A 21,855-nucleotide genomic window follows, 5' to 3' on the forward strand; every position below is an offset into this window, starting at 1 on the left:
TGAGTGCGCATATTCCACATCTAGTGTAGAAATTTCGATAATCCAAAGGACGCACTATTTTGTGTAAAACCTAAAAAAAATTAATTTCAAAACTAAACTATTCAGTATTTATAGGCATACTTGTAATACATACGCTCTCATTGAAAACCATTAATTGATCCCCCTTTAACGAACAAAATGGGAATGTTGCGTATTCTAAATTTCTTGCGGTTATATCCAAGTAAATATGATTCGACTCTAGTGTTAGCTTCCTTGCTTGAGCAGGATATATGCCTTCATTTTTATTCGTTATTAACATCGCTAGGGGAAAAAAAGATAAACTACTTACAGCAGTGGTATGACCTTGATTTCGAAAAGCAACCCACCTTGTACTTATGTGCCTCCTAAAAGGATAATACCAATAATAGATATCGTAATTTTCACTTAACGATAGACCATCTCCCAAAACAAAATCACGTAATAGTTGATCTTTATCGTCTCTTTTTAATGGCTCCCTGCATAGCTGAGCAGACGTGGCAGAAAGTATATGCCCTATCATCGCACGTAAAAATCTCTTAGAATCCACATCAACCGCGATCGTGTTCGAGATTGAATGAGGATTGGAAAAATGTTGGAAAATTAATTCATGAAGTTTTTTGTAAACCCTCGACACTTCTTCGTCATTCACCCCTCCGGCTTTTGAGTTGTTACACTCGGCACAAATTGTCTTAAAAGTACTACCGTTTTTACCAATAACCCCTTTAATTTTCTTCAATTCAGATGCTTGACCATAAACCTCTGTCATAAGCTTCTGTTCGACTTTTGTTAAACTGATAGCGGCTTTTGGAGGGACATGATCTTTCGTTAAAACTCCAAACTCTCCGCATATTTGACAATATCCTTTCCATGAACCGCCGACACCTTTGTGTCTTCCGCTAATTATTTTTTGCATAGCCAACCTAATCCTTGAAATAGATTCATTCCAAGTATTATAGGAATTTTTAAAGAAATAACAGCTTTAACCATGTAGACAATATGTAGTCAAAAAATTCAAAAACAGGAGGGATGTATTTTATTTTTTATATATTTCAAAAACTTAGGTAGAGTAAAATGGTACGCCCGAGAGGATTTGAACCTCCGGCCTTCGCCTCCGGAGGGCGACGCTCTATCCAGCTGAGCTACGGGCGCATTGCCTGGGCTTGTGTTCCCTGAAAGGGAGTAGCCGCGATGTGATTTTGAGTGGCTATTCTAAAGGAAAATGCTCAATTTTCCAGTACTTAAAGCAATAAACCACAGAGATTCGCTGTTTTTTATTGCTTTATTACCGCATGGCTGTCTAGGTAGCCGTCAGATCCACTCTGCCACTAACCAATTTTATGCAATTCTGTCACATCAAATTGCGCGATGACCGTTTTGGTGACTTCTAAAAAGGTTTTGATGTGGTCGGTTTTCATATGTTCCAACCAAACGTCACGATTAGCCCAGCGTTCGAAGTAGACAAAGCCATCCGGGTTCGTGTTGCTTTGATGAAGATCGTATTGCAAACAACCGTCCTCTGCTCGGGTCGGTTTAAGGAGTGCTTCTAGCGCTTTTTTCAAAGCTGCTCCTTTACCTGAATGAGCTGTAATATTGGCAACGAGAACGAGTTCAGAAGTCATGTTGTTTCCTTGTCTTAATAACGAGTTAAAAAAGTAGAGTCCTTTGAGGAGCGGCCACGCTTATTGTGACCCTTTACAAAGGCCTCTAGTCAAAAAAAATAAAAGACGTACATCATAGCAAATCAAAAAAGCGCGAGTATCCGCTCTGCTTTATGTTTTAATAAATGTAACGTGTTTAAGACTGATTTGATAAGGATTCATTGTGACTTTTTCTATCGCTACTTATATGAAATGCAGCTTTGCTCTTGGCGCCATTTGTTTCACTCTGGGAATGGCTTCCCAAGCAAGTGCCACCACCACTAAACAGCTAGATGAAATCGCACAGAGAATCGAACCGGTGGGCGTTGTGTGTATAGAAGGACAAGTTTGCGGTGCTGATCAGACAAAAGCCATCACCGTTGCCGACAATAAAACCAGCACATCCTCTCTCAAAGCAGAAGCTGAAGCCGCTTATAGCGGACGAGCTCCACAAAACATTTATAATCGTTATTGTATTGCCTGCCATGCTTCAGGGGCCGCTGGTGCTCCACGCCTCGGTAATGCTAAAGAATGGCAACCTCATATCGCCAAAGGTATGGACACTATGTTAAAAAACGTCATTCATGGCATTGGCGCTATGCCGCCTAAGGGTATTTGCTCCGATTGTACTGACGAAGAGCTAAAACATACCATTCAGTATATGATCAATCAGAGCCAATAGTGACGTTTACACCAATCTATTCCAAAAAGAGAGGCGCTCGTTAGCGCCTCTCTTTTTAGTCCATCAAGTAATAATCCAGCAAGCGATTTTTGGTTCAGAATACAATGCCCGCTTAAGAGTTCAGCATTGCTTTAAGAGCAGACAAGGAAGCTTTCCCTCGCTCTTTTTTAACGCTGTCCGCTTCATCGCCACGCCCTTCCCAGACTAAGTCTTCTTCTGGAAGTTCGTCTAGGAATCGACTGGGTAAACAGTCAATCTCTTCACCATATTGACGACGTTTCGCTGCCAGCGTGATACACAAGGTGCGTTTTGCCCGAGTGATGCCCACATAAGCTAGGCGACGCTCTTCTTCAATATCATCGTTTTCAATGCTATTGCGATGGGGTAATAGCTCTTCTTCACAACCAATCAAAAAGACGTGTGGATATTCCAGACCTTTGGAAGCATGAAGTGTAAGAAGCTGGACTTTATCTTCGTCTTCTTCCTCTTCTTGTCGCTCCAGCATATCAATTAATAACAGTTTGCTAATGGCTTGATCTAACCCGGCTGTTTCGTCTTCTTCCCACGCGGACTCCATCATTCTCTGAATAGACTCGAGCAAGAAGCGGACGTTTTCAATACGACGTTCCGCCATTTTAGTGGAGCTGGATTGCTCTTGAATCCAACTGTAGTAGTCCATATCGAAGATCATTTGTTCGATAATGGGTACGGGGGACGCTCCCTCAAGACGCTGGCGTAAGGTCGACATCCAATGGTGGAAATCCTGTAGGCTTTTTAGCGGACGACCAGATACAGACTCTTCAAGTTCACGGTAACTCGATGCTTCAAATAAGCTGATATTACGCTGAGCGGCCAAGTTGCCCACTTTTTCTAAAGTAGCAGGCCCAATCTCACGACGAGGTAAGTTTACAATGCGCAAAAAAGCGTTGTCGTCATCGGGATTCACCAATAAGCGTAGGTAGCCCATCAAATCTTTGATCTCGGCACGGGAGAAGAAGGAAGTGCCGCCGTTCATTTTATAGGGGATACGATAGGCTTGAAGTTTAATCTCGATCAAGCGAGCCTGATGGTTTCCTCGATACAAAATGGCAAAATCTCGATAAGGGATCTCATGGCGTAGATGACGAGACTGAATTTCAGCCGCCACTCGTTCCGCTTCCGCATCTTCGTTTCGTGTGACCATCACCCGAATAGGGTCGCCCTCTCCCAAATCACTCCAGAGAGCTTTGTCATAAATGTGGGGGTTATTGGCAATTAGAGTGTTGGCGGCTTTTAGAATGGTCTTAGTTGAACGATAATTTTGCTCAAGCTTAACCAGTTTCAAATTTGGATAGTCAGTTGATAAGCGCTCAAGGTTTTCTGGCCGTGCGCCCCGCCATGCGTAAATGGATTGGTCATCGTCCCCCACTAAGGTGAAACAGCGACGAAATCCGGCTAATAAACGAATCAACTCATACTGACTGGCATTGGTATCTTGGCACTCGTCCACCAGCAGATAACGCACTTTTCTCTGCCATTTATCTCGCAATGCTTCATCTGCCATCAACAAACTCACAGGGAGCAGGATCAAATCATCAAAATCCACAGCATTGTAGGCTCGCAAATAGCGTTGATATTGTGCATACACCTGCGCTGCGAGCAGAAACTCTTCCGTGTCCGCATTCGTGATGGCTTCTTGCGGGGTGGTTAAATCGTTTTTCCAATTCGAAACCGTACTTTGGCAATAGGCGGCGGAGTCGGTTTGACCATTAAACTCTTTATCAAGAATTTCCTTTATCAAGCTTAAAGAGTCTTGCGCGTCAAATAGTGTGAAGCCTTCTTTGAGTCCTGCCTTGCGATACTCTTTACGAAGAATATTCAAACCAAGTGTATGGAACGTCGAAATGCTTAAGCCTCGGCTTTCTTGTTTGGACAGCATCCCCACAACACGCTCTTTCATTTCACGGGCGGCTTTATTCGTAAAGGTGACAGCAACAATGCTATTGGCTTTAAAACCACAGGTTTGAATCAGGTAAGCAATTTTCGTCGTGATCACGCTCGTTTTACCGGAACCTGCACCAGCCAGCACCAACAAAGGGCCATCGATCATTTTTACGGCATCTAGCTGCCGCTCGTTCAGATTTCTCAAACGCTGGGCTATGGATGGAAGGGACTCACTCATGACACACTCTGGCTTAACGGCGTTAAAATTTCAGTGCTAAGTGTACCTGACTATGACGGTTCTCGCACAAGCTTCCTATCGCTATTTTATGCGTTTCCTTATTGAGAGCACGTCCACAGCCTGATCCACCGAGGATGCGTTAGGACAAGTATCGCCATCCACATCAGATCGTCCCCAATAACTGGCTAATAACGAACCAGAAATGTTGTGCCAAACACTAAAAACGGTGCCAGGGAGTGCGGCAATCGGTGTAAAAAACTTAAACGCAAGCGTTACTGCTAAAGCAGAATTTTGTAAGCCAACACCAAGGGCTATGGTACGGCATACCCGCTTATCAAAGCCAAGTAAATACGCTACCCAATACCCTAGCCCAAGTCCTATGCCATTATGGAAGATGACTGCAGCAATAATAGTAGGGCCAACTAAGGTCAAACGAGACACGCTTTCCGATACCACAATCGCAATGATCAGTATGATCGCAATCATGGAAGCGTAGGGCAAAAGCGGCTCGGCTTTACGAACCGCTTTATAAAATAAGGTATTAATCAATACGCCCGCCGCCACAGGCAACAAAATGATTTTTAAAACGTACAAAAAATTCGAAATGGTTGGAATATGCACACTTTGTTCGACCATAAATGACATCAACAGAGGCGTTAATACGACACTCAATAAAGTGGTAATTGCCGTCATAGAAATAGACAAGGCTACATCCCCTTTCGCTAGATAGCACATCACAGCCGAAGAGGTGCCGCCAGCGACGCTGCCCACTAGTAGCATGCCGATGGTGAGGTTTTGGCCAAAACCAAAGCAATAAGCCGTTAAAAACGCTGCAAATGGCATAATCAAAAATTGTAGCAAGACGCCAACCAGCAACGCTTCACGACTCTTTAAGACTTTTTTGAAATCCTCAAGTGTCAGCGTTAAACCCATAGCCAACATAACTAAGGTTAATAAAGAGACAATCTCGTCTTCAAAACCACTAAACCAAGCCGGTTTATAAAACGCTACTACGCTGAGCAACACAGCCCATACAGGAAAAAGTCGCAGAAACACTATCTATCTCTCCATACAAAACGATATTTGCTTTGGCGTCAGATAATAAATTCGACATTGCCATGCATTAACAAGTAGCATATAAGAACACGAATTGTAACGAAATGATAACAACTCCGAGCAAAAGTTAATCCAGCTCAGTAAAAAGCGCTTTTCTCATCGCAAATCTGCCCTCAAACACACTATGAAGACACCACTGCACTCAAGGTTTTCTCCATTTTGCGATAACTCAATGACTCCATTAAGTGGGCACGGGTGACTGGCGAATCACTCAAATCCGCTAACGTCAGCGCCACTTTTAAAACACGATGATATGCGCGAGCTGAGAGCTTTAACGTTTCTAGTGCTTGCTGCATAAACTGTTTGTCCTCGTCACTCAATGCGCAGATGGCTTCTAGCTGTCGACCACTCAACAAGGCATTTTGCACGCCTTGTCTCTCCCGTTGTCTAGCGACGGCTCTTTCTACGCGCTGTCGAACACTTTCACTACTTTCCCCCTCTTCCTGGGCGTTAACCAAAACCCCCGACGGCAGAGGCGGCACTTCCACATGCAAGTCAATGCGATCTAAAAAGGGAGCAGACAGTTTCTTCAGGTATTTTTGACTGGCGCTGGACTGATAATAGTTTTGTTCACCGCTGTAGGCTTCATTACTGGCATTCATAGCGGCCACCAACTGAAAACGTGCCGGGTAGGTTACTTGACCACGGGCACGAGAAATATGCACTTCCCCGTTTTCTAATGGCTCACGAAGCACCTCAAGCACTTTTCGATCAAACTCTGGCAGCTCATCAAGAAATAATACGCCGCAATGTGCCAACGACGCCTCTCCCGGTTTCGGTATTGACCCTCCACCCACCAGTGCAGCAGCGGAACTAGAATGATGAGGCGAGCGAAAGGGTCGTTCCCCCCAATGCCACTCGACCCCCATTTTTCGCCCAGCAACCGACTGCACCGAAGCAACCGCCAATGCTTCTTCTTCAATCATCGCGGGCATAATGCCAGGTAAGCGGGACGCTAACATGGTTTTACCTGTCCCTGGCGGCCCAATAAACAGTAAATTGTGGCGTCCTGCGGCGGCCACTTCCAAGGCTCGGCGAGCTTGATATTGGCCTTTTACATCTTTCATGTCTTTATGATCTAACGCCGGAGGCTCTGGCGGCGCAGGCACACAATCAGGTAAACGGGCATGTTTTAGTAAGTGAGCCGTCACTTGCGTAAGATGTGTGGCATGAACGGCATCCCCTTCCACTAAGGCCGCCTCCTGTTGGTTTTCTGAGGGCAACACCAATTGTCGGTTCGCTTGATGGCATGCAATAGCAGAAGGTAACAATCCTGAGACGCCTCTTAACTCACCAGACAGCGCCAATTCACCAATAAATTCGTAATCACGATAATTAACTTCCTCCAATTGACCAGACGCCGCTAACACGCTAATCGCGATGGCAAGATCATATCGCCCCCCTTCTTTGGGCAAATCAGCCGGTGCAAGATTAATGGTGACGCGCCGTGTTGGCCATTCAAAATGACTGTTAATGATGGCGCTACGCACACGATCTTTCGCTTCACGAACAGCGGCTTCTGGTAAGCCAACAATGTTTAGGGAAGGCAACCCATTGGAAATATGGGTTTCTACGGTAACAAGAGGGGAGGCAACACCAACACGGGCGCGGCCATATATTGTGGCTAAACTCACGATCACTCCTTGATCTCATTATTCTTTATGTAAATTCAGCCTCTTTTTTGCCACGATAACCATCCGAATTTAGCGCTCCTGCGTATCGAATAGAACACGAGACAATAATGAAGGCATGCAAGCATCTATGAATCAAATTAATCCCAAAAAACTACTCTTATCAAAGTGGACATCCACATCGCCTCAGAAGAAAGAAAAGCATTTTCTTGTCACAGGGCTTATCAGGGACGACCAAGAGATCATCACGCAATGCGTAATCGAGGCCGTCCTCACTCATACACAGTACACAATTCCATGGCAGGATCTCAAGTCACCTGACCATTGGAAACAAGGCTGGCAATAACCTCATCGACAGATTACACGTCTTTTGTGTCTGTCTTGTCCGTATCAGTTTTGTTTGTATCGGCCTTGTCTGTGGATTCCTCTTGAGCGGCCTCCGCTTTAGGGGCAGCCTTTTTCGCGGGTGCTCTTTTCGTAGGTGTTCTTTTTGCTGGCTCTTTTTTAGCTGGCGCCGCTGCGGCCTTTTCCAATTCATCAATACGCGACTCTAAAGCAACTAAGCGCTCTCGATATTTCGCCAGCATGGCAGACTGTAACTCAAAGTCTTCGCGAGTCACCAAGTCCATTTTTTTCAATGTATTACGTGCCACTTGATCTAACTGAGCGCGAATCTCTTCTTTTGGCAATTTCCCTAAGGTCTCAGCCGCTTGCTCAAGACCACTACCAAGCTGTTTAATAAATTGATCAATCATCTCGCCATCTCCCCTTTTGTTTGCTGTGTATAAAGTATAAGTAAGTAACATCAAGACGAACTAACAATAACATGACTTAATGGCATTCTCTAAGAAGAAGCGACCAAGAAAACCACACCTGACTCATCACAATCATCTCGTCATAACGACCTCTTTTCCTACCGACTAGTATAAAGATCATAAGACAGACTGTCTCAAAGAAATCCTTTTCTGGCATAGGAAGTTTACAAAGCTCACACTCTACTGAGTCACTATGCCTAGTTTTTGTGCAGCCCAGATCCCTCTTTTAAGTCATAAACGAGCTATAACCGCGAAAATAGCTTTCATCATGCTCAAAGCGTTATCGATATTTGCCATAAAAAGCAATGAGATAGTTAAATCCTTCTAAAATCGCTATTAAGTCAACCAAATCATCGCACCACTAAAAAGCACAAACAGAGCCCAACCCCCACTAAATTCGCACTAAAACGGAGCGAGAAATGTCTATTTGCGTGCTTATTTTATTTACAATCTCGACAAATCCTTGACTATTGCAGTGACTGCCATTTATGGCACGCATATTGAATAGTAGGACTTACCTGCAACACGACACTAAGCCAGACTTTTTAAAGGAGATATGTGGATATGAAGCTTATCACTGCCATCATCAAGCCATTCAAACTCGATGATGTTCGAGAAGCCCTTTCTGAAATCGGAGTACAAGGCATTACCGTGACAGAAGTAAAAGGGTTCGGACGTCAAAAAGGCCACACCGAACTTTATCGTGGCGCGGAGTACGTTGTGGACTTTCTACCAAAAGTGAAAATCGAGCTTGCCATAGCTGACGATATGAAGGACCAAGTAGTAGAAGCCATTTCAAATGCAGCCAATACCGGCAAAATCGGCGACGGTAAAATCTTTATCGTTAACCTTGAGCAGGCCGTACGTATTCGTACAGGCGAGACTGGCGAAGACGCAGTCTGATCCACGATCGACTCTTATAAGCCTTTAAGGGGGGCGAAACATGCAAAACAATATTTTCGAATTACAATATGCCATGGATACCTTTTACTTCCTTGTAATGGGTGCTTTGGTTATGTGGATGGCAGCGGGTTTTGCCATGCTAGAAGCGGGACTTGTGCGTTCTAAAAACACCACAGAAATCCTTACCAAAAACGTCGCCTTGTACGCCATTGCTTGTATCATGTATATGGTCTGTGGTTATGCCATTATGTATGGTGGCACTTGGTTCTTATCTGGCATTCAGTTAGATGGTGCCAGCAGCGCCGATACTCTGGTCAGCACCGTGCTTGCAGAATCAGCTAAAGCCGGCTTTGATGGTAGCTCGGTCTATGCCGATGCCTCTGACTTTTTCTTCCAAGTTGTGTTTGTTGCTACGGCCATGTCTATTGTGTCTGGTGCCGTTGCAGAGCGTATGAAGCTTTGGTCTTTCCTCGTCTTTGCCGTTGTGATGACAGGCTTTATCTACCCAATGGAAGGCAACTGGACATGGGGTGGCGGCTCTGTATTTGGTATGTATAGCCTTGGCGATCTGGGTTTCTCTGACTTTGCAGGTTCTGGTATCGTCCACTTAGCCGGTGCGTCTGCAGCATTGGCTGGTGTACTTGTGCTGGGCTCTCGTAAAGGAAAATACGGTCCAAATGGCGAAGTTCGCGCCATTCCTGGTGCAAACCTACCACTAGCGACGCTGGGCACCTTCATCCTTTGGATGGGCTGGTTCGGTTTCAACGGTGGCTCTGTTCTGAAGCTAGGTGATATTACCAGCGCCAACTCCGTCGCAGTGGTATTCTTAAATACCAATGCCGCCGCTGCGGGTGGTGCTGTAGCAGCGTTACTGCTCGCTCGTATTCTGTTCGGAAAAGCGGATCTAACGATGTTGCTGAACGGCGCATTAGCTGGCTTGGTGGCCATTACAGCTGAACCTTCTACGCCTTCGGCTATTGGTGCTACGTTCATCGGTGTTGTCGGCGGTCTTTTAGTGGTTATTGCCATCCTGACACTAGACAAACTGAAAATAGACGATCCAGTGGGTGCCATCTCTGTTCACGGTGTGGTGGGCCTATGGGGTCTATTAGCTGTGCCACTAACAAACACTGGCACAACCTTCTTCGGCCAAATCGCCGGTGCGGTGACAATTTTTGTTTGGGTGTTTGTCACTAGCTTGATTGTTTGGCTGATCATCAAAGCCGTCATGGGCGTTCGCGTCTCTGAAGAAGAAGAGTACGAAGGTGTTGATTTGTCGGAATGCGGTATGGAAGCTTACCCTGAATTTGCCAAAAACTAACACGTTCAGTTAGCTCTCTTTATTTACTGATTTGCTACTGATCAGACAAGACCTCGCCTCGGCGGGGTTTTCTTTTTTAGGGAATAAAAGCAGAATTAAGGCTTTATAAAGTGACATTCACCCACATAACAGTAAGACTTGTCCAAAAGACACCATAGAGGCCATTATGCTTGAAGATATGCATTTAAAAATCCGTAATATAGAACACGCGGATTACGAACAAGTAAAAGAACTTATGGACCAAGTCTATAACGACATCGGTGGGGCTTGGTCTGAGCACACCATTAGTAAACTCATTAACGACTTTCCTGAAGGACAAATTTGTCTTGAAGACCATGGGGATATCGTTGGTATCGCGCTCTCGGTTCAAGTGAGCTACCAACGTTTTAGTAACCCCCATACTTATGAAGATCTTATCGGTAAAAAAGAAACCATTCTCAATGACCGTAACGGCGATGCTATGTACGGTTTGGATGTATTAATTCATCCAGAGTACCGTGGTTTCAGACTAGGACGTCGCCTATACGAGGCACGTAAAGAACTGTGCCGCCAACATAATTTGCGTGCGATCCTCGCGGGTGGTCGTATTCCGACCTATCACGAACATTCCGATGAGATGACCCCAGCAGAATATTTGGATGCCGTCAGTGATCGTAAAATTTACGACCCGATTTTATCCTTCCAACTTTCTAATGATTTTCAGGTAACGCGTTTATTAAAAAGTTACCTGCCTGAAGATGAAAAGTCGCAAGGCTACGCAACCCTTCTTGAATGGAAAAACATCTTCTACGAGCCTGAAACAACCGTACTGAAGTCCCGTAAAACACAAGTTCGTATCGGTGCAGTACAGTGGCAAATGCGGGAAGTAGCGAATGTTGAAGAGCTACTCAGACAAGTGGAATATTTCATTGATGCCTTGTCGAGCTATAAAAGTGATTTCGCCCTTTTCCCCGAGTTTTTCAATGCGCCATTGATGGGGTTAAGCCCTGATCAAACCAATCAGACCGAGGCGGTACGCTTTCTTGCAAGCTTTACCGAGCTGTTTGTCACGGAAATGTCGCAAATGGCGGTCAGCTATAACATCAATATCATCACTGGCTCCATGCCCGTGATTGAAGAGGATGATTTATACAATGTGAGCTACTTGTGCCGTCGTGATGGTACCATTGAAGAACAAGGTAAAATCCATATTACGCCACACGAACGCCGCGATTGGGTCATCCAAGGAGACAACGAACTGCGTGTGTTCGACACCGATGCAGGGCGTGTTGGTATTTTGATTTGTTATGATGTGGAATTCCCCGAGCTGGGCCGTTTACTGGCCGAGCAGGACATGGATATTTTGTTTGTGCCCTTTTGGACGGATACCAAAAACGGTTATCTACGTGTGCGTAACTGTGCTCAAGCCCGTGCTATTGAAAACGAATGCTATGTGGTGATTTGTGGTAGCTGTGGTAACTTGCCTCAAGTCGAAAACCTCGACGTGCAATATTCCCAGGCAGCCGTCTTTTCCCCATCCGACTTCTCCTATCCACACGATGCCGTCATGGCGGAAACCACCCCGAATACCGAAATGCTGATGTTCTCTGATTTGGACTTAGACAAACTCAAACAAACGCGCAGTGAGGGGTCAGTAAACAACCTGAAAGATCGACGTTTGGATCTGTATTCCATTCAATGGAAAGGGAATAAGGATTTAGATTTGGGTTAGAATCGGCTATTACCCAAAGTAAACTAAACATGTTATCCCCCGATCATGGCCGTTTAAGGCCATGATCTTTTTTACGACAGAAGACTCATTATGGCCAAAGCAAAAACAGCCTTTGTATGTAACGAATGTGGCGCAGACTACGCAAAATGGCAAGGGCAATGCCAAGCCTGTGGCGCGTGGAATTCCTTGTCAGAAATAAAACTCACCTCTGGCAAGACATCTGCCCGCGTTTCTGCCAGTCAAGACCCACGCTATCAAGGGTACGCCGGATCCACCACGGGTATTCAAGATTTATCCGAGGTCGATTTAGGGGAAGTACCTCGTTTTAGTTCAGGGGCAAGCGAGTTTGATCGGGTACTCGGCGGTGGGCTCGTTCCTGGTGGCGTGGTACTGATTGGCGGTCATCCGGGTGCGGGGAAAAGTACCCTGCTATTACAAACCATGTGCTGGCTAGCGCAACAACAAAGTGCCCTTTATGTCACGGGGGAAGAATCCTTACAGCAAGTAGCCATGCGTGCTCAACGGCTAGGTTTGCCAACCAAAAATCTAAAAATGCTTTCTGAAACCAATGTAGAAAGCATCCTAACCATCGCCCAACAAGTTAAACCGAAAGTCATGGTTATTGATTCTATTCAGGTCATGCACTTAGATGGCGTGGAATCCGCTCCAGGTAGCGTCTCACAGGTACGCGAAAGTGCCGCTGTACTCACCCGATTTGCCAAACAAACCCAAACCGCAGTCTTGCTTGTTGGACACGTTACCAAAGATGGTTCACTGGCCGGCCCAAAAGTGCTTGAGCACATGGTAGATTGCTCGGTGTTATTAGAAGGATCGGAAGACTCTCGCTTTCGCACCTTACGCGGCATGAAAAACCGCTTTGGCGCGATTAATGAACTGGGAGTATTTGCCATGCTGGAAAACGGCTTACGAGAAGTCAAAAACCCAAGCTCTATTTTCTTAAATCGCAGTAATCATCCCGCTGCGGGCAGTCTGGTGATGGTCGTTTGGGAAGGCACTCGTCCATTACTCGTCGAGCTGCAAGCCTTGGTGGATGACTCTGCACTGGGTAATCCACGGCGCGTCACTGTAGGGTTTGATCACAATCGTCTGGCGATGCTACTGGCGGTTCTCCACAAACACGGGGGATTATTGACGGCTGATCAAGACGTCTATTTAAACGTCGTCGGTGGCATTAAGGTATTAGAAACCAGCGCCGACTTAGCGGCCATTGCAGCCGTGGTATCAAGCTTTCGAGACCAGATATTACCCCATGATTTGGTCGTCCTTGGTGAAGTAGGCTTGTCTGGTGAAATTCGTCCCGTCCCGTCAGGGCAAGAACGCATCAGCGAAGCCGCCAAACATGGCTTTACCAAGGCCGTTGTTCCTCGAGCCAACTGCCCTAAGAAGCCCATTGAAGGGATGAAGGTAATTGGTGTGGATCGGCTATCGGAAGCACTCGATGCGATTTTTGATCGCTAACGGTAGGTTAAGCAGAAAGCTGGGTTAATAAAAGGACTCTTGCGTTAACTCAAATAATTCGGCTTCGGCTGGAGTTTCATTCTCCTGATCCCCAATGACCTCTTCATCCATGCCATAGGGTAAGGCTTTTTCAGAATGCTGATTAAGCCGCTCCTCTCGGGCTCGAAGTAAACGCTGACGACGCTGTTTACAGCGTTCCAAAATAATAAATCGTGCCTCATTCGATAAAGAAAACCATTCAAAGCGTTCTTCACGGCTACGCAAACAACCTTTACAAAACCCTTTAGCACTGTTCACACAGATACCACGGCAGGGGCTTTCAATAGCAAAAAGCTCAATCTGTTCCATCTCCCCTCCGTCTATGTTTATCAAAAATCAACCTCTACCTTAAGAAAGCATAGCTTATTCGGTAATCAGTTTGTAATCGTACATTTCTTCTGGAGAGAGGAAATACACTCGGTCCGCTGGTGCCGCCTTTAGAGAAAACCAATAAAAACGTTCGGGCACCCCCATGGACAAATAAAAATTGATGTAGGTCGCATTGATGGAATCACTCACATCGTTATTTTTAGGCAATTTACCTGATTCATCAATCCACGTATGCACCCCCACAGCAGCCCCCGCCCCTATGGTTCGCTTTACTCCACCTAAAAACAAATCCACACCGCCGGAGAGCACATAGCCGGTTCGAGCAATATGAGTATTCAACCCAAGGGAGCGAATCAGACGAGCACTTTCGATAACCGCCTCTTCGTCATCCGTACCGGGCACATCGACCAGCACCAAATCCGTCACATTGGGGTGCTTGCGTATCATATTTTTTAATTGACTGGTGAGGTCTCTGCCAAGAATACCGGATAGATAGGCTTTGTTACCGCTCACATAAATTCGTAAGGGATCTTTAGCGGCAACATCATCAGCATGGGGAGGCTCCGAGGCACAACTGGTCAATAAAAACACCGCACACAGCATGATGGTTCTCGCCAGTACCACGAAAGGGGTCTGATTATTCTTATCCATAGTCATTCAACCAGCTCTTCTAATAGTCTACGCTTACAGACAACACTTTTAGCTGACAATAAGTGTTCTTCTAAGCACTATACCACCGATTTTTTGAATAGTAGAATCCCGCCCTTCATCTTATATAAGACATAAAAAATGGCCGCGATAAATGCACGACCATTTTTCATACTGGATCACTGATCAATCAATTAAGACGGAAAAGCGAAACTCTTGCCTTCTCTCACGCCTGCAGAAGGCCAGCGCTGGGTAATGGTTTTTCGTTTGGTATAAAAACGTACTCCATCCGGACCATACGCATGCAGATCACCAAATAACGAACGCTTCCATCCGCCGAAGCTGTGGTACGCCACGGGAACAGGAAGAGGCACATTGATCCCCACCATCCCCACTTCAATGTGATCAGAAAAGTATCGGGCCGCTTCCCCATCACGAGTAAAAATACAAGTGCCATTTCCATACTCATGGTCGTTGATCAACTGCATCGCTTCTTCCATGGTGTCCACTCGCACAACCTGCAACACCGGACCAAAGATTTCTTGCTGATAACTTTCCATTTCAGGCGTCACATTGTCGATGAGCGTCGCCCCTACAAAGAAGCCATTTTCATAGCCCTTGACAACCGTTTGACGACCATCAACCACCACATTAGCTCCTTGCTCTTCGGCACTGGTGATCAGGCCAACGACTTTATCTTTATGCTCTTTGGTAATGACAGGGCCAAAGTCGTTTTTCGCATCGGAATATTCACCTACTTTTAAAGGTGCCATGGCCGCCGACATTTTTTCGATCAACGCATCCCCAGCAGCTTTGCCAACGGTGACTGCAACAGACAATGCCATACAGCGCTCACCAGAGGAACCAAAGGCCGCCCCCAGCAACTGGCTGACGACGTTATCCATATCGGCATCCGGCATCACAATGGCGTGGTTTTTCGCACCACCTAATGCCTGACAGCGTTTGCCATGTTTTGAAGCGGTTTGATAAATGTATTCGGCAATCGGTGTAGAACCCACAAAGCTCACCGCTTTCACACGTTTGTCTTCCAACAAGGTGTCTACCGCCACTTTATCCCCATTGACCACATTAAACACCCCAGCCGGTAAACCTGCCTCATGTAATAGCTCGGCAAGCAACAAAGCTGCACTTGGGTCCCGCTCGGAAGGTTTTAATACAAAGGTATTGCCACACACGATTGCCATGGGGAACATCCAAAGCGGTACCATGGCAGGAAAGTTAAAGGGGGTGATCCCCGCAACAACGCCTAGTGGTTGAAATTCACTCCAGGAATCGATGCTTGGGCCAACATTTTTGCTGTACTCTCCCTTTAATAACTCTGGCGCACCACAGGCGTACTCCACGTTCTCAATACCACGCTGTAGCTCCCCTGCCGCATCGTGACAAATTTTACCGTGCTCACCACCCACTAATTCCCCGATACGATCGGCGTTTTCCTCTAACAAGGTTTTATAGCGAAACATAATTCGAGCGCGTTTCATTGGTGGGGTATTGCGCCATTCTGGGTAGGCAGCTTGAGCGGCAGCGATGGCTTCTTCCACTGTCTCCTTAGATGCAATGGCGACTTTTTTGGTTACTTCGCCTGTCGCGGGATTGAACACATCTTGCGTGCGCGAAGATTCTTGAGATGGCTTGCCACCAATCAAATGCCCTATGGTTTCCATGAATACTCCAAATAGTTAGTCTCATATGGATGTCACAACGACGGACAAATAAGAATAAGCCGCCCTAATATTGACATTACTATGCCAAGAGACTTAGATTAGAAAAAGTTGAATTTATTAACCCTTAGATAAAGCTTTACTTAACTAACCTAAGGCCTTCGCCATTATGAGTAAACTGCAAGGACAAGTGAGTGACGCCGACTTACGCATTTTGCGGATCTTTAAAACGGTGGTGGAATGTGGTGGTTTCTCAGCGGCAGAGGTCGATTTAAACATCAGTCGAGCCGCTATTAGTATTGCTATCTCGGATTTAGAGACACGGCTAGGCTTTCGTCTGTGCCAACGCGGACGTTCTGGGTTCTCGTTAACCAATGAAGGCAGCCAAGTTTATGAACACACCCTACAACTCTTATCTTCTTTAGAAAATTTTCGTACTCAGATCAACGCCCTCCACCAGCATTTGCAAGGTGAGCTAAATATTGGCATTACCGACAATCTGGTCACTTTGCCTTATACTCGAATTACGCACTCTTTGGCAGCACTGAAGGACAAAGGCCCACAAGTCGCCATTAATATTCGCATGATTCCACCGACCGATGTGGAACGCGGTGTGCTCGACGGTAAGTTGCATGTCGGCATTGTGCCCAATTTAAAAATTCTAAGTGGATTAGACTATCGGGATTTATACGAAGAAACCTCCCAACTGTATTGCAGTAATACCCACCCATTGTTTAAGCAAGCAGACAGTGATATCAGTATAGATAGGCTGAAAGAGTACGATGCCGTCTTACCTGCCTACGCCCAGACACCCGAGATTAAAACCCAACACCAACCGTTAAAAGCCAGTGCAACCGCAACAGACCGAGAAGGCATCGCGTTTTTGATTCTGACTGGCCGCTACATTGGCTTTTTACCTGACCATGTAGCAGAGCGTTGGACCGGCAATGAACGTATCGACGGCCGCATGAGAGCCATCTTACCTCAAGCGTGTCAATACGTGACGCGATTCTCTGCCATTACCCGTAAAGGGGCCCGTGCTAACCTAGTGCTAGAAACTTTTTTAGAAGAATTAGATAAAACACGCTAAGACCATTGCCCGGCTGTCTCGCCTTCGCTCACGACGTCGTGCAAAGGCCTCACGTTAATGCTCTTCTTTAGCCCTAAAGACCCGTCTGTGTCTCTTATTGGCTGAGCCAAAACCCATTTTTGCACCACGCCTACCAGATATTCTCATTTTGACATATCTTTAATATATATTTAAAAATTCATAATAATGACCTAGAGATATAAAATACAAGCATTAATCAACCTCATTTATTACACTATCTTGGCGATCAACTTTAACTATAAGCAATATTGCGCTTAGATTTTATTATGTCTTTACGGAGAAATGTATGACGCACCAACGCAATAAACTATGCGTTCTTAGCATCCTGCTGGCCACAACGGTGATATTAACCGCTTGCTCTGATCAAAAAGATCAAGAATCAATGACGCAAAACGTTATTCAACCGGTCAAACTTATGACGATTGATTCAAGCCAAGTGGTGAACATTCGCCGCTTTCCTGCGGAGTTAAAAGCAAGTGAAGAGGCAAACCTAGCTTTTCGTGTTGGAGGTCAACTTACCTCCATCAATGTGGTGGCAGGTCAACAAGTTAAAAAAGGCGAATTACTGGCCGCATTAGACCCTAAAGACTATGAACTAAAAGTAGAATTAGCCAAAGCCAATCAACAATTAGCGCAAGTCCAGTTTGATCGTATTCAGACCATGCTTAAACGCAATGCCACCAGCAAATCTCAATTTGACCAAAGCAAAGCAAATCTTGCGCAAGCCAATAACGCGCTAGAAACCGCCAAAAACCAATTAAGTTACACACGTTTGTATGCACCATTCGATGGGGTGATTAGTTCGACTTCAACCAAAAACTTTCAGTATGTGAACGCCACGCAAACCATCTTGCACATCCAAAACATCGACCATTTAGACGTGCAATTTCAAATACCGGAGAATTTGGTCACTGGTATTAAATCCACCCGTACAGGTTATCAGCCAACGGTCATTTTAGATACGCCACCTCACACTGCGTTCAAAGGCATCTATAAGGAGCACAATACTCAGCCAGACACCTCCACTATGGCTTACGATGTCACCTTGCATTTACTTCGCAATGGCAACCACTCACAAACCCTACTACCTGGCATGACCGCTAATGTGGAACTGGATCTTAACAAACTACACGGCACCGTCAGTCACATTGTCGTCCCCGTCGAGGCGGTGCTACGTCATGAAAATACACAAACAGGCCACGCGGATACTATCGTTTGGGTCTATCACCAAGACCAGCAATCTCTCGAAGCGAGAAAAGTGACCTTAGGCACCTTACAAGATGACAAAATAGAAATCACTTCCGGGTTGCAACCACAGGAACAAATCGTAGTCGCTGGTGTGAATGACCTCACACCCGATATGAAAGTCAGACCTTTGGTTCGTGAGCGAGGTCTATAATGAACATCGCAGCCTATTTTATAGAAAAAAAAGTCACCAGTTGGATGGTGACACTGATCCTATTGATTGGGGGCGCCATTGCTTTCACTAACCTTGGGCAATTGGAAGACCCTGAGTTTACCATCAAGGACGCCTTAATCATCACCACCTACCCTGGCGCTTCACCAGAACAAGTGGAAGAAGAAGTCACCTATCCCATTGAGCAGGAATTACAAACACTGCCTTATGTGGATAAAATCACCTCTACTTCTAAAGCCGGTTATTCAAAAGTCCAATTAACCATAAAAGACCAGTATCGCGCAAAAGAACTCAAGCAGATTTGGGACGAAGTACGTAAAAAAATTCGTGATCTTTCAGGAAGCTTTCCCAAGGGCGTCAGTTCACCAATGGTGTTAGACGACTTCGGCGATGTATATGGAGTGATGCTAGCGGTCCATGGCGATGGCTATCACTATAAGGATCTGAAAAATTACGTTGACTATATCAAGCGCGAATTAGTGCTTGTGGATGGCGTCGCGAAAGTGACCATCGCTGGTGATCAAAAAGAACAAGTCACCATTGAAATATCACGGGCTAAAATGGCAAACATGGGCATTGCCCCAAGCCAACTAGAGAGTCTCTTAACCAATCAAAATATCGTATCCAATGCTGGTCGCGTCAAAGTAGGCAGTGAATACATTCGCATTAGCCCAACAGGAGAATTTAAAGACATTGCCGAACTGGAAAACCTAATTGTTGGTAAACCAATTGATGGCAAACTGATTCGTTTAAGCGACATCGCGACCATTAAACGGGAATACGTTACTCCTAAGAAGCAAATTGTTGACTTCAATGGGGCACCGTCTTTGCTACTCGGTATTTCATTCGCGGCGAACGTGAATGTTGTGGATGTAGGTGAACGGTTAGAAAAACGTCTCGATGAATTAAAATACCAACAACCAGTGGGAATCCATTTGGACCCTATCTACTTTCAGTCGACAGAAGTGAAGCACTCAGTTTCTAACTTTTTACTTAACCTCGTAGAAGCCGTCGCTATCGTTATTCTGGTTCTATTGATTTTTATGGGCGTTCGCTCTGGTATTTTAATCGGCCTCATTCTACTCCTAACCATCCTTGGCACCTTTATTGTCATGGACTATTTCAAAATCAACTTACAGAGGATCTCTCTAGGCGGGTTAATTATTGCACTAGGAATGCTGGTAGATAACGCCATTGTTGTAACGGAAGGCGTGCTCATTGGACTCAAGCGAGGAATGACGAAACTTGAAGCCGCCAGTGCGGTAGTCAAGCAAACAAAATGGCCCCTACTGGGCGCTACTGTGATCGCCATTACAGCCTTCGCACCGATCGGCTTGTCGCCAGACGCAGTCGGTGAATTTGTCGGCTCTTTGTTCTATGTATTACTAATATCTCTGCTACTAAGCTGGATCACTGCCATTACCCTAACTCCATTCTTTTGCGACCTCTTCTTCACAGAAAGTCGCACAGCAGGAACCGACGCTGCAGCAGAAGATCCATACAAAGGCATCATCTTCGATGCTTATAAATGGCTATTGGATAAAGCCATGCATTTTCGCTGGGTGGCAGTGATTACGTTAGTTCTCTTTCTATTAGTAGCAGGCTGGGCATTCCAGTTTGTTAAACAGTCCTTTTTTCCTCCCTCCACAACCCCTATGTTCTTTATGGATATTCAAATGCCAGAAGGGACACATATTGATAATACCTATGCCAAAGTACGGGAAATAGAGGCCTCCTTAAGAAAGGATAAACGCATTGATTATGTGGCAACCACAACAGGTCAAGGTGCCTTGCGATTCATGCTGACCTATACAGCTAAACAAGAAAATAGCAGCTATGCACAATTTATTATTCGTACGAAAACACGGGAAGACATCCCAGGATTATTAGCGGATCTGCATAAGAAAATGCATGATGAATACCCTGAGCTCGAAGTCAAACTGCAACGGCTTCAGTTGGCCCCCTCAAAGGATGCCAAAATCGAAGCCCGCATCAGTGGACCAGATCCTAAAGTGCTGCGTCAGATCAGCGAAAAAATCAAAAATATTTACCGTCAGGATGGGGGGTTAGAAAGCATTAAAGACGACTGGCGCCAACCGGTAAAAGTGTTACGCCCTATCTTTGATGACGCACAAGCTCGTCGTTTAGGAATTTCCAAAAACGATTTGGATAAAGTGCTACTCACCAACTTTTCTGGTTCGAGAATTGGCCTGTATCGAGAAGGCACGGATTTGTTACCCATTATGCAAAAGGCCCCTAAAAATGAGCGGCGTTCCATAGACCAGATACGGGATCTGCAAATTTACAGTCCGTCATCCGGTGCCTACGTCACCCTGTCAACGGTCATTTCGGGCTTTGAAACCGTATGGGAAAACCCCATTATTGAGCGCCGTGATCGTAAAAGAACCATTACCGTGATGGCCGACCCTAAGATTTTAGGTGGCGAAACGGCCATGTCTATCTTCTCTCGCATTCGTGGCCCAGTGGAAGCCATCAAATTACCTACTGGCTATTCCCTAGAATGGGGAGGTGAGTACGAAAGCAGTCGAGATGCACAAAAGAACATATTTAAAGCGCTTCCCATGGGGTATCTCTTTATGTTTATTATAACAGTCTTGCTATTTAACTCTGTACGAGTGCCTTTGACTATCTGGTTCTGTGTTCCTTTAGCGTTAATCGGAGTATCAACGGGCTTACTGGTGATGAACGCGCCTTTTAGCTTCATGGCCTTACTCGGCTTCTTAAGCCTGTCAGGCATGGTCGTCAAAAACGGTATTGTATTAGCAGATCAGATCAATTACGAAATTAACCAAGGTACTGAATTATATGAGTCAATCTTTATCTCAGCGGTCAGTCGTGTACGCCCGGTTTGCATGGCTGCCGTGACAACGATCCTTGGGATGGTGCCGCTGTTGTTCGATGACTTCTTTAAAAGTATGGCGGTGGTCATCTCCTTTGGCCTTGGCTTTGCCACCGTATTGACCTTGATTGCAGTACCTATTTTTTACTCATTGATGTTCAAAGTAACCTATCGTAAACGTACCGAATTCGAGGGCAGCAAAAAATAAAAGAATAAATAAAAGAAGTAAACACGGAAAAATACAAGTCCACATGGTCAGGGCAACCTTGCTCTGACCATTCAGAGTAAGAAGAA

At 45.5% G+C, this 21,855-nt stretch carries 18 protein-coding genes and 1 tRNA gene; 9 read left to right on the plus strand and 10 right to left on the minus strand.

Annotated features, from left to right (window positions below; genetic code table 11):
* Positions 1-97 precede the first annotated feature (97 nt).
* The 3 genes from JHD45_RS18965 to JHD45_RS18975 form a co-directional block, all read right to left on the minus strand.
* Complete coding sequence (locus JHD45_RS18965) at positions 98-931, minus strand: hypothetical protein (protein WP_199478048.1); 834 nt, start codon at positions 929-931, stop codon at positions 98-100.
* Positions 932-1,090: 159 nt separating this feature from the next.
* Positions 1,091-1,167 (minus strand) — tRNA-Arg (locus tag JHD45_RS18970).
* Between the two features lie 176 nt (positions 1,168-1,343).
* A complete protein-coding gene (locus JHD45_RS18975) occupies positions 1,344-1,637 on the minus strand; it encodes a putative quinol monooxygenase (RefSeq protein WP_199478049.1) in 294 nt (97 codons plus the stop codon).
* Positions 1,638-1,839: 202 nt separating this feature from the next.
* On the opposite strand from JHD45_RS18975, the gene JHD45_RS18980 reads away from it, so the two are divergent.
* Positions 1,840-2,337: a c-type cytochrome gene (locus JHD45_RS18980; RefSeq protein ID WP_199478050.1), complete on the plus strand. Its 498-nt coding sequence runs from the start codon at positions 1,840-1,842 to the stop codon at positions 2,335-2,337.
* A 112-nt stretch (positions 2,338-2,449) separates the two neighbouring features.
* Here JHD45_RS18980 and rep read toward each other — a convergent pair whose 3' ends face one another.
* From rep to JHD45_RS18995, 3 genes are all read right to left on the minus strand, one after another.
* Complete coding sequence (gene rep / locus JHD45_RS18985; protein ID WP_199478051.1) at positions 2,450-4,498, minus strand: DNA helicase Rep; 2,049 nt, start codon at positions 4,496-4,498, stop codon at positions 2,450-2,452.
* A gap of 81 nt (positions 4,499-4,579) precedes the next feature.
* Positions 4,580-5,554, minus strand: a complete 975-nt coding sequence (locus JHD45_RS18990; RefSeq protein ID WP_199478052.1) for a bile acid:sodium symporter family protein — start codon at positions 5,552-5,554, stop codon at positions 4,580-4,582.
* 182 nt (positions 5,555-5,736) lie between these two features.
* Entirely contained in the window at positions 5,737-7,248 is a 1,512-nt protein-coding gene (locus JHD45_RS18995) for a YifB family Mg chelatase-like AAA ATPase (protein ID WP_199478053.1), read from the minus strand.
* 127 nt (positions 7,249-7,375) lie between these two features.
* Here JHD45_RS18995 and JHD45_RS19000 point away from each other — a divergent pair, with 127 nt between their 5' ends.
* On the plus strand, positions 7,376-7,591 hold the full coding sequence (locus JHD45_RS19000; protein WP_199478054.1) for a TIGR02450 family Trp-rich protein: 216 nt from the start codon (positions 7,376-7,378) through the stop codon (positions 7,589-7,591).
* A 13-nt stretch (positions 7,592-7,604) separates the two neighbouring features.
* Here the strand turns inward: JHD45_RS19000 and JHD45_RS22450 are convergent, their stop codons facing one another.
* A complete protein-coding gene (locus tag JHD45_RS22450) occupies positions 7,605-8,000 on the minus strand; it encodes an accessory factor UbiK family protein (RefSeq protein ID WP_199478055.1) in 396 nt (131 codons plus the stop codon).
* A gap of 624 nt (positions 8,001-8,624) precedes the next feature.
* Here JHD45_RS22450 and glnK point away from each other — a divergent pair.
* The 4 genes from glnK to radA all read left to right on the plus strand — a co-directional run bounded on the left by glnK (position 8,625) and on the right by radA (position 13,474).
* Positions 8,625-8,963, plus strand: coding sequence for a P-II family nitrogen regulator (glnK, locus tag JHD45_RS19010; RefSeq protein ID WP_067012896.1), 339 nt, complete (start codon positions 8,625-8,627; stop codon positions 8,961-8,963).
* Between the two features lie 40 nt (positions 8,964-9,003).
* Positions 9,004-10,284 carry an ammonium transporter gene (locus tag JHD45_RS19015; protein ID WP_199478056.1) on the plus strand — a complete coding sequence of 427 codons (1,281 nt, stop codon included), beginning with the start codon at positions 9,004-9,006 and terminating at the stop codon, positions 10,282-10,284.
* 163 nt (positions 10,285-10,447) lie between these two features.
* Positions 10,448-11,995: a GNAT family N-acetyltransferase gene (locus tag JHD45_RS19020; protein WP_199478085.1), complete on the plus strand. Its 1,548-nt coding sequence runs from the start codon at positions 10,448-10,450 to the stop codon at positions 11,993-11,995.
* Between the two features lie 90 nt (positions 11,996-12,085).
* Entirely contained in the window at positions 12,086-13,474 is a 1,389-nt protein-coding gene (radA, locus tag JHD45_RS19025) for a DNA repair protein RadA (protein WP_199478057.1), read from the plus strand.
* A 24-nt stretch (positions 13,475-13,498) separates the two neighbouring features.
* Here radA and JHD45_RS19030 read toward each other — a convergent pair whose 3' ends face one another.
* The 3 genes from JHD45_RS19030 to JHD45_RS19040 all read right to left on the minus strand — a co-directional run bounded on the left by JHD45_RS19030 (position 13,499) and on the right by JHD45_RS19040 (position 16,176).
* Complete coding sequence (locus tag JHD45_RS19030) at positions 13,499-13,822, minus strand: DUF1289 domain-containing protein (protein ID WP_199478058.1); 324 nt, start codon at positions 13,820-13,822, stop codon at positions 13,499-13,501.
* Positions 13,823-13,876: 54 nt separating this feature from the next.
* The gene (locus tag JHD45_RS19035) at positions 13,877-14,494 is read right to left on the minus strand and encodes an alpha/beta hydrolase (RefSeq protein WP_199478086.1); all 618 of its coding nucleotides are present in this window, start codon (positions 14,492-14,494) and stop codon (positions 13,877-13,879) included.
* Between the two features lie 191 nt (positions 14,495-14,685).
* Positions 14,686-16,176, minus strand: a complete 1,491-nt coding sequence (locus JHD45_RS19040) for a CoA-acylating methylmalonate-semialdehyde dehydrogenase (protein ID WP_199478059.1) — start codon at positions 16,174-16,176, stop codon at positions 14,686-14,688.
* Between the two features lie 166 nt (positions 16,177-16,342).
* Here JHD45_RS19040 and JHD45_RS19045 point away from each other — a divergent pair, with 166 nt between their 5' ends.
* The 3 genes from JHD45_RS19045 (at position 16,343) to JHD45_RS19055 (ending at position 21,769) form a co-directional block, all read left to right on the plus strand.
* Positions 16,343-17,263, plus strand: a complete 921-nt coding sequence (locus JHD45_RS19045) for a LysR family transcriptional regulator (RefSeq protein ID WP_199478060.1) — start codon at positions 16,343-16,345, stop codon at positions 17,261-17,263.
* Positions 17,264-17,570: 307 nt separating this feature from the next.
* Positions 17,571-18,683 carry an efflux RND transporter periplasmic adaptor subunit gene (locus JHD45_RS19050; RefSeq protein ID WP_199478061.1) on the plus strand — a complete coding sequence of 371 codons (1,113 nt, stop codon included), beginning with the start codon at positions 17,571-17,573 and terminating at the stop codon, positions 18,681-18,683.
* Positions 18,683-21,769 carry an efflux RND transporter permease subunit gene (locus JHD45_RS19055; protein ID WP_199478062.1) on the plus strand — a complete coding sequence of 1,029 codons (3,087 nt, stop codon included), beginning with the start codon at positions 18,683-18,685 and terminating at the stop codon, positions 21,767-21,769. The genes JHD45_RS19050 and JHD45_RS19055 overlap by 1 nt, the downstream gene beginning before the upstream one ends.
* The last annotated feature ends 86 nt before the right edge of the window (positions 21,770-21,855 follow it).

The sequence above is a fragment of the Marinomonas spartinae genome (assembly GCF_016461715.1).
GTDB lineage: Bacteria > Pseudomonadota > Gammaproteobacteria > Pseudomonadales > Marinomonadaceae > Marinomonas > Marinomonas spartinae_A.

What these genes read in the sequence shown, in the direction of transcription:
- JHD45_RS19015 (WP_199478056.1), top strand. Translation starts at nt 9,004, where the DNA reads ATGCAAAACAATATTTTCGAATTACAATATGCCATGGATACCTTTTAC.
- glnK (WP_067012896.1), top strand. Translation starts at nt 8,625, where the DNA reads ATGAAGCTTATCACTGCCATCATCAAGCCATTCAAACTCGATGATGTT.
- JHD45_RS18975 (WP_199478049.1), bottom strand. Translation starts at nt 1,637, where the DNA reads ATGACTTCTGAACTCGTTCTCGTTGCCAATATTACAGCTCATTCAGGT.
- JHD45_RS19030 (WP_199478058.1), bottom strand. Translation starts at nt 13,822, where the DNA reads ATGGAACAGATTGAGCTTTTTGCTATTGAAAGCCCCTGCCGTGGTATC.
- JHD45_RS19035 (WP_199478086.1), bottom strand. Translation starts at nt 14,494, where the DNA reads ATGGATAAGAATAATCAGACCCCTTTCGTGGTACTGGCGAGAACCATC.
- JHD45_RS19055 (WP_199478062.1), top strand. Translation starts at nt 18,683, where the DNA reads ATGAACATCGCAGCCTATTTTATAGAAAAAAAAGTCACCAGTTGGATG.
- JHD45_RS19040 (WP_199478059.1), bottom strand. Translation starts at nt 16,176, where the DNA reads ATGGAAACCATAGGGCATTTGATTGGTGGCAAGCCATCTCAAGAATCT.
- radA (WP_199478057.1), top strand. Translation starts at nt 12,086, where the DNA reads ATGGCCAAAGCAAAAACAGCCTTTGTATGTAACGAATGTGGCGCAGAC.
- JHD45_RS19000 (WP_199478054.1), top strand. Translation starts at nt 7,376, where the DNA reads ATGAATCAAATTAATCCCAAAAAACTACTCTTATCAAAGTGGACATCC.
- JHD45_RS19045 (WP_199478060.1), top strand. Translation starts at nt 16,343, where the DNA reads ATGAGTAAACTGCAAGGACAAGTGAGTGACGCCGACTTACGCATTTTG.
- JHD45_RS19050 (WP_199478061.1), top strand. Translation starts at nt 17,571, where the DNA reads ATGACGCACCAACGCAATAAACTATGCGTTCTTAGCATCCTGCTGGCC.
- JHD45_RS22450 (WP_199478055.1), bottom strand. Translation starts at nt 8,000, where the DNA reads ATGATTGATCAATTTATTAAACAGCTTGGTAGTGGTCTTGAGCAAGCG.
- JHD45_RS18965 (WP_199478048.1), bottom strand. Translation starts at nt 931, where the DNA reads ATGCAAAAAATAATTAGCGGAAGACACAAAGGTGTCGGCGGTTCATGG.
- rep (WP_199478051.1), bottom strand. Translation starts at nt 4,498, where the DNA reads ATGAGTGAGTCCCTTCCATCCATAGCCCAGCGTTTGAGAAATCTGAAC.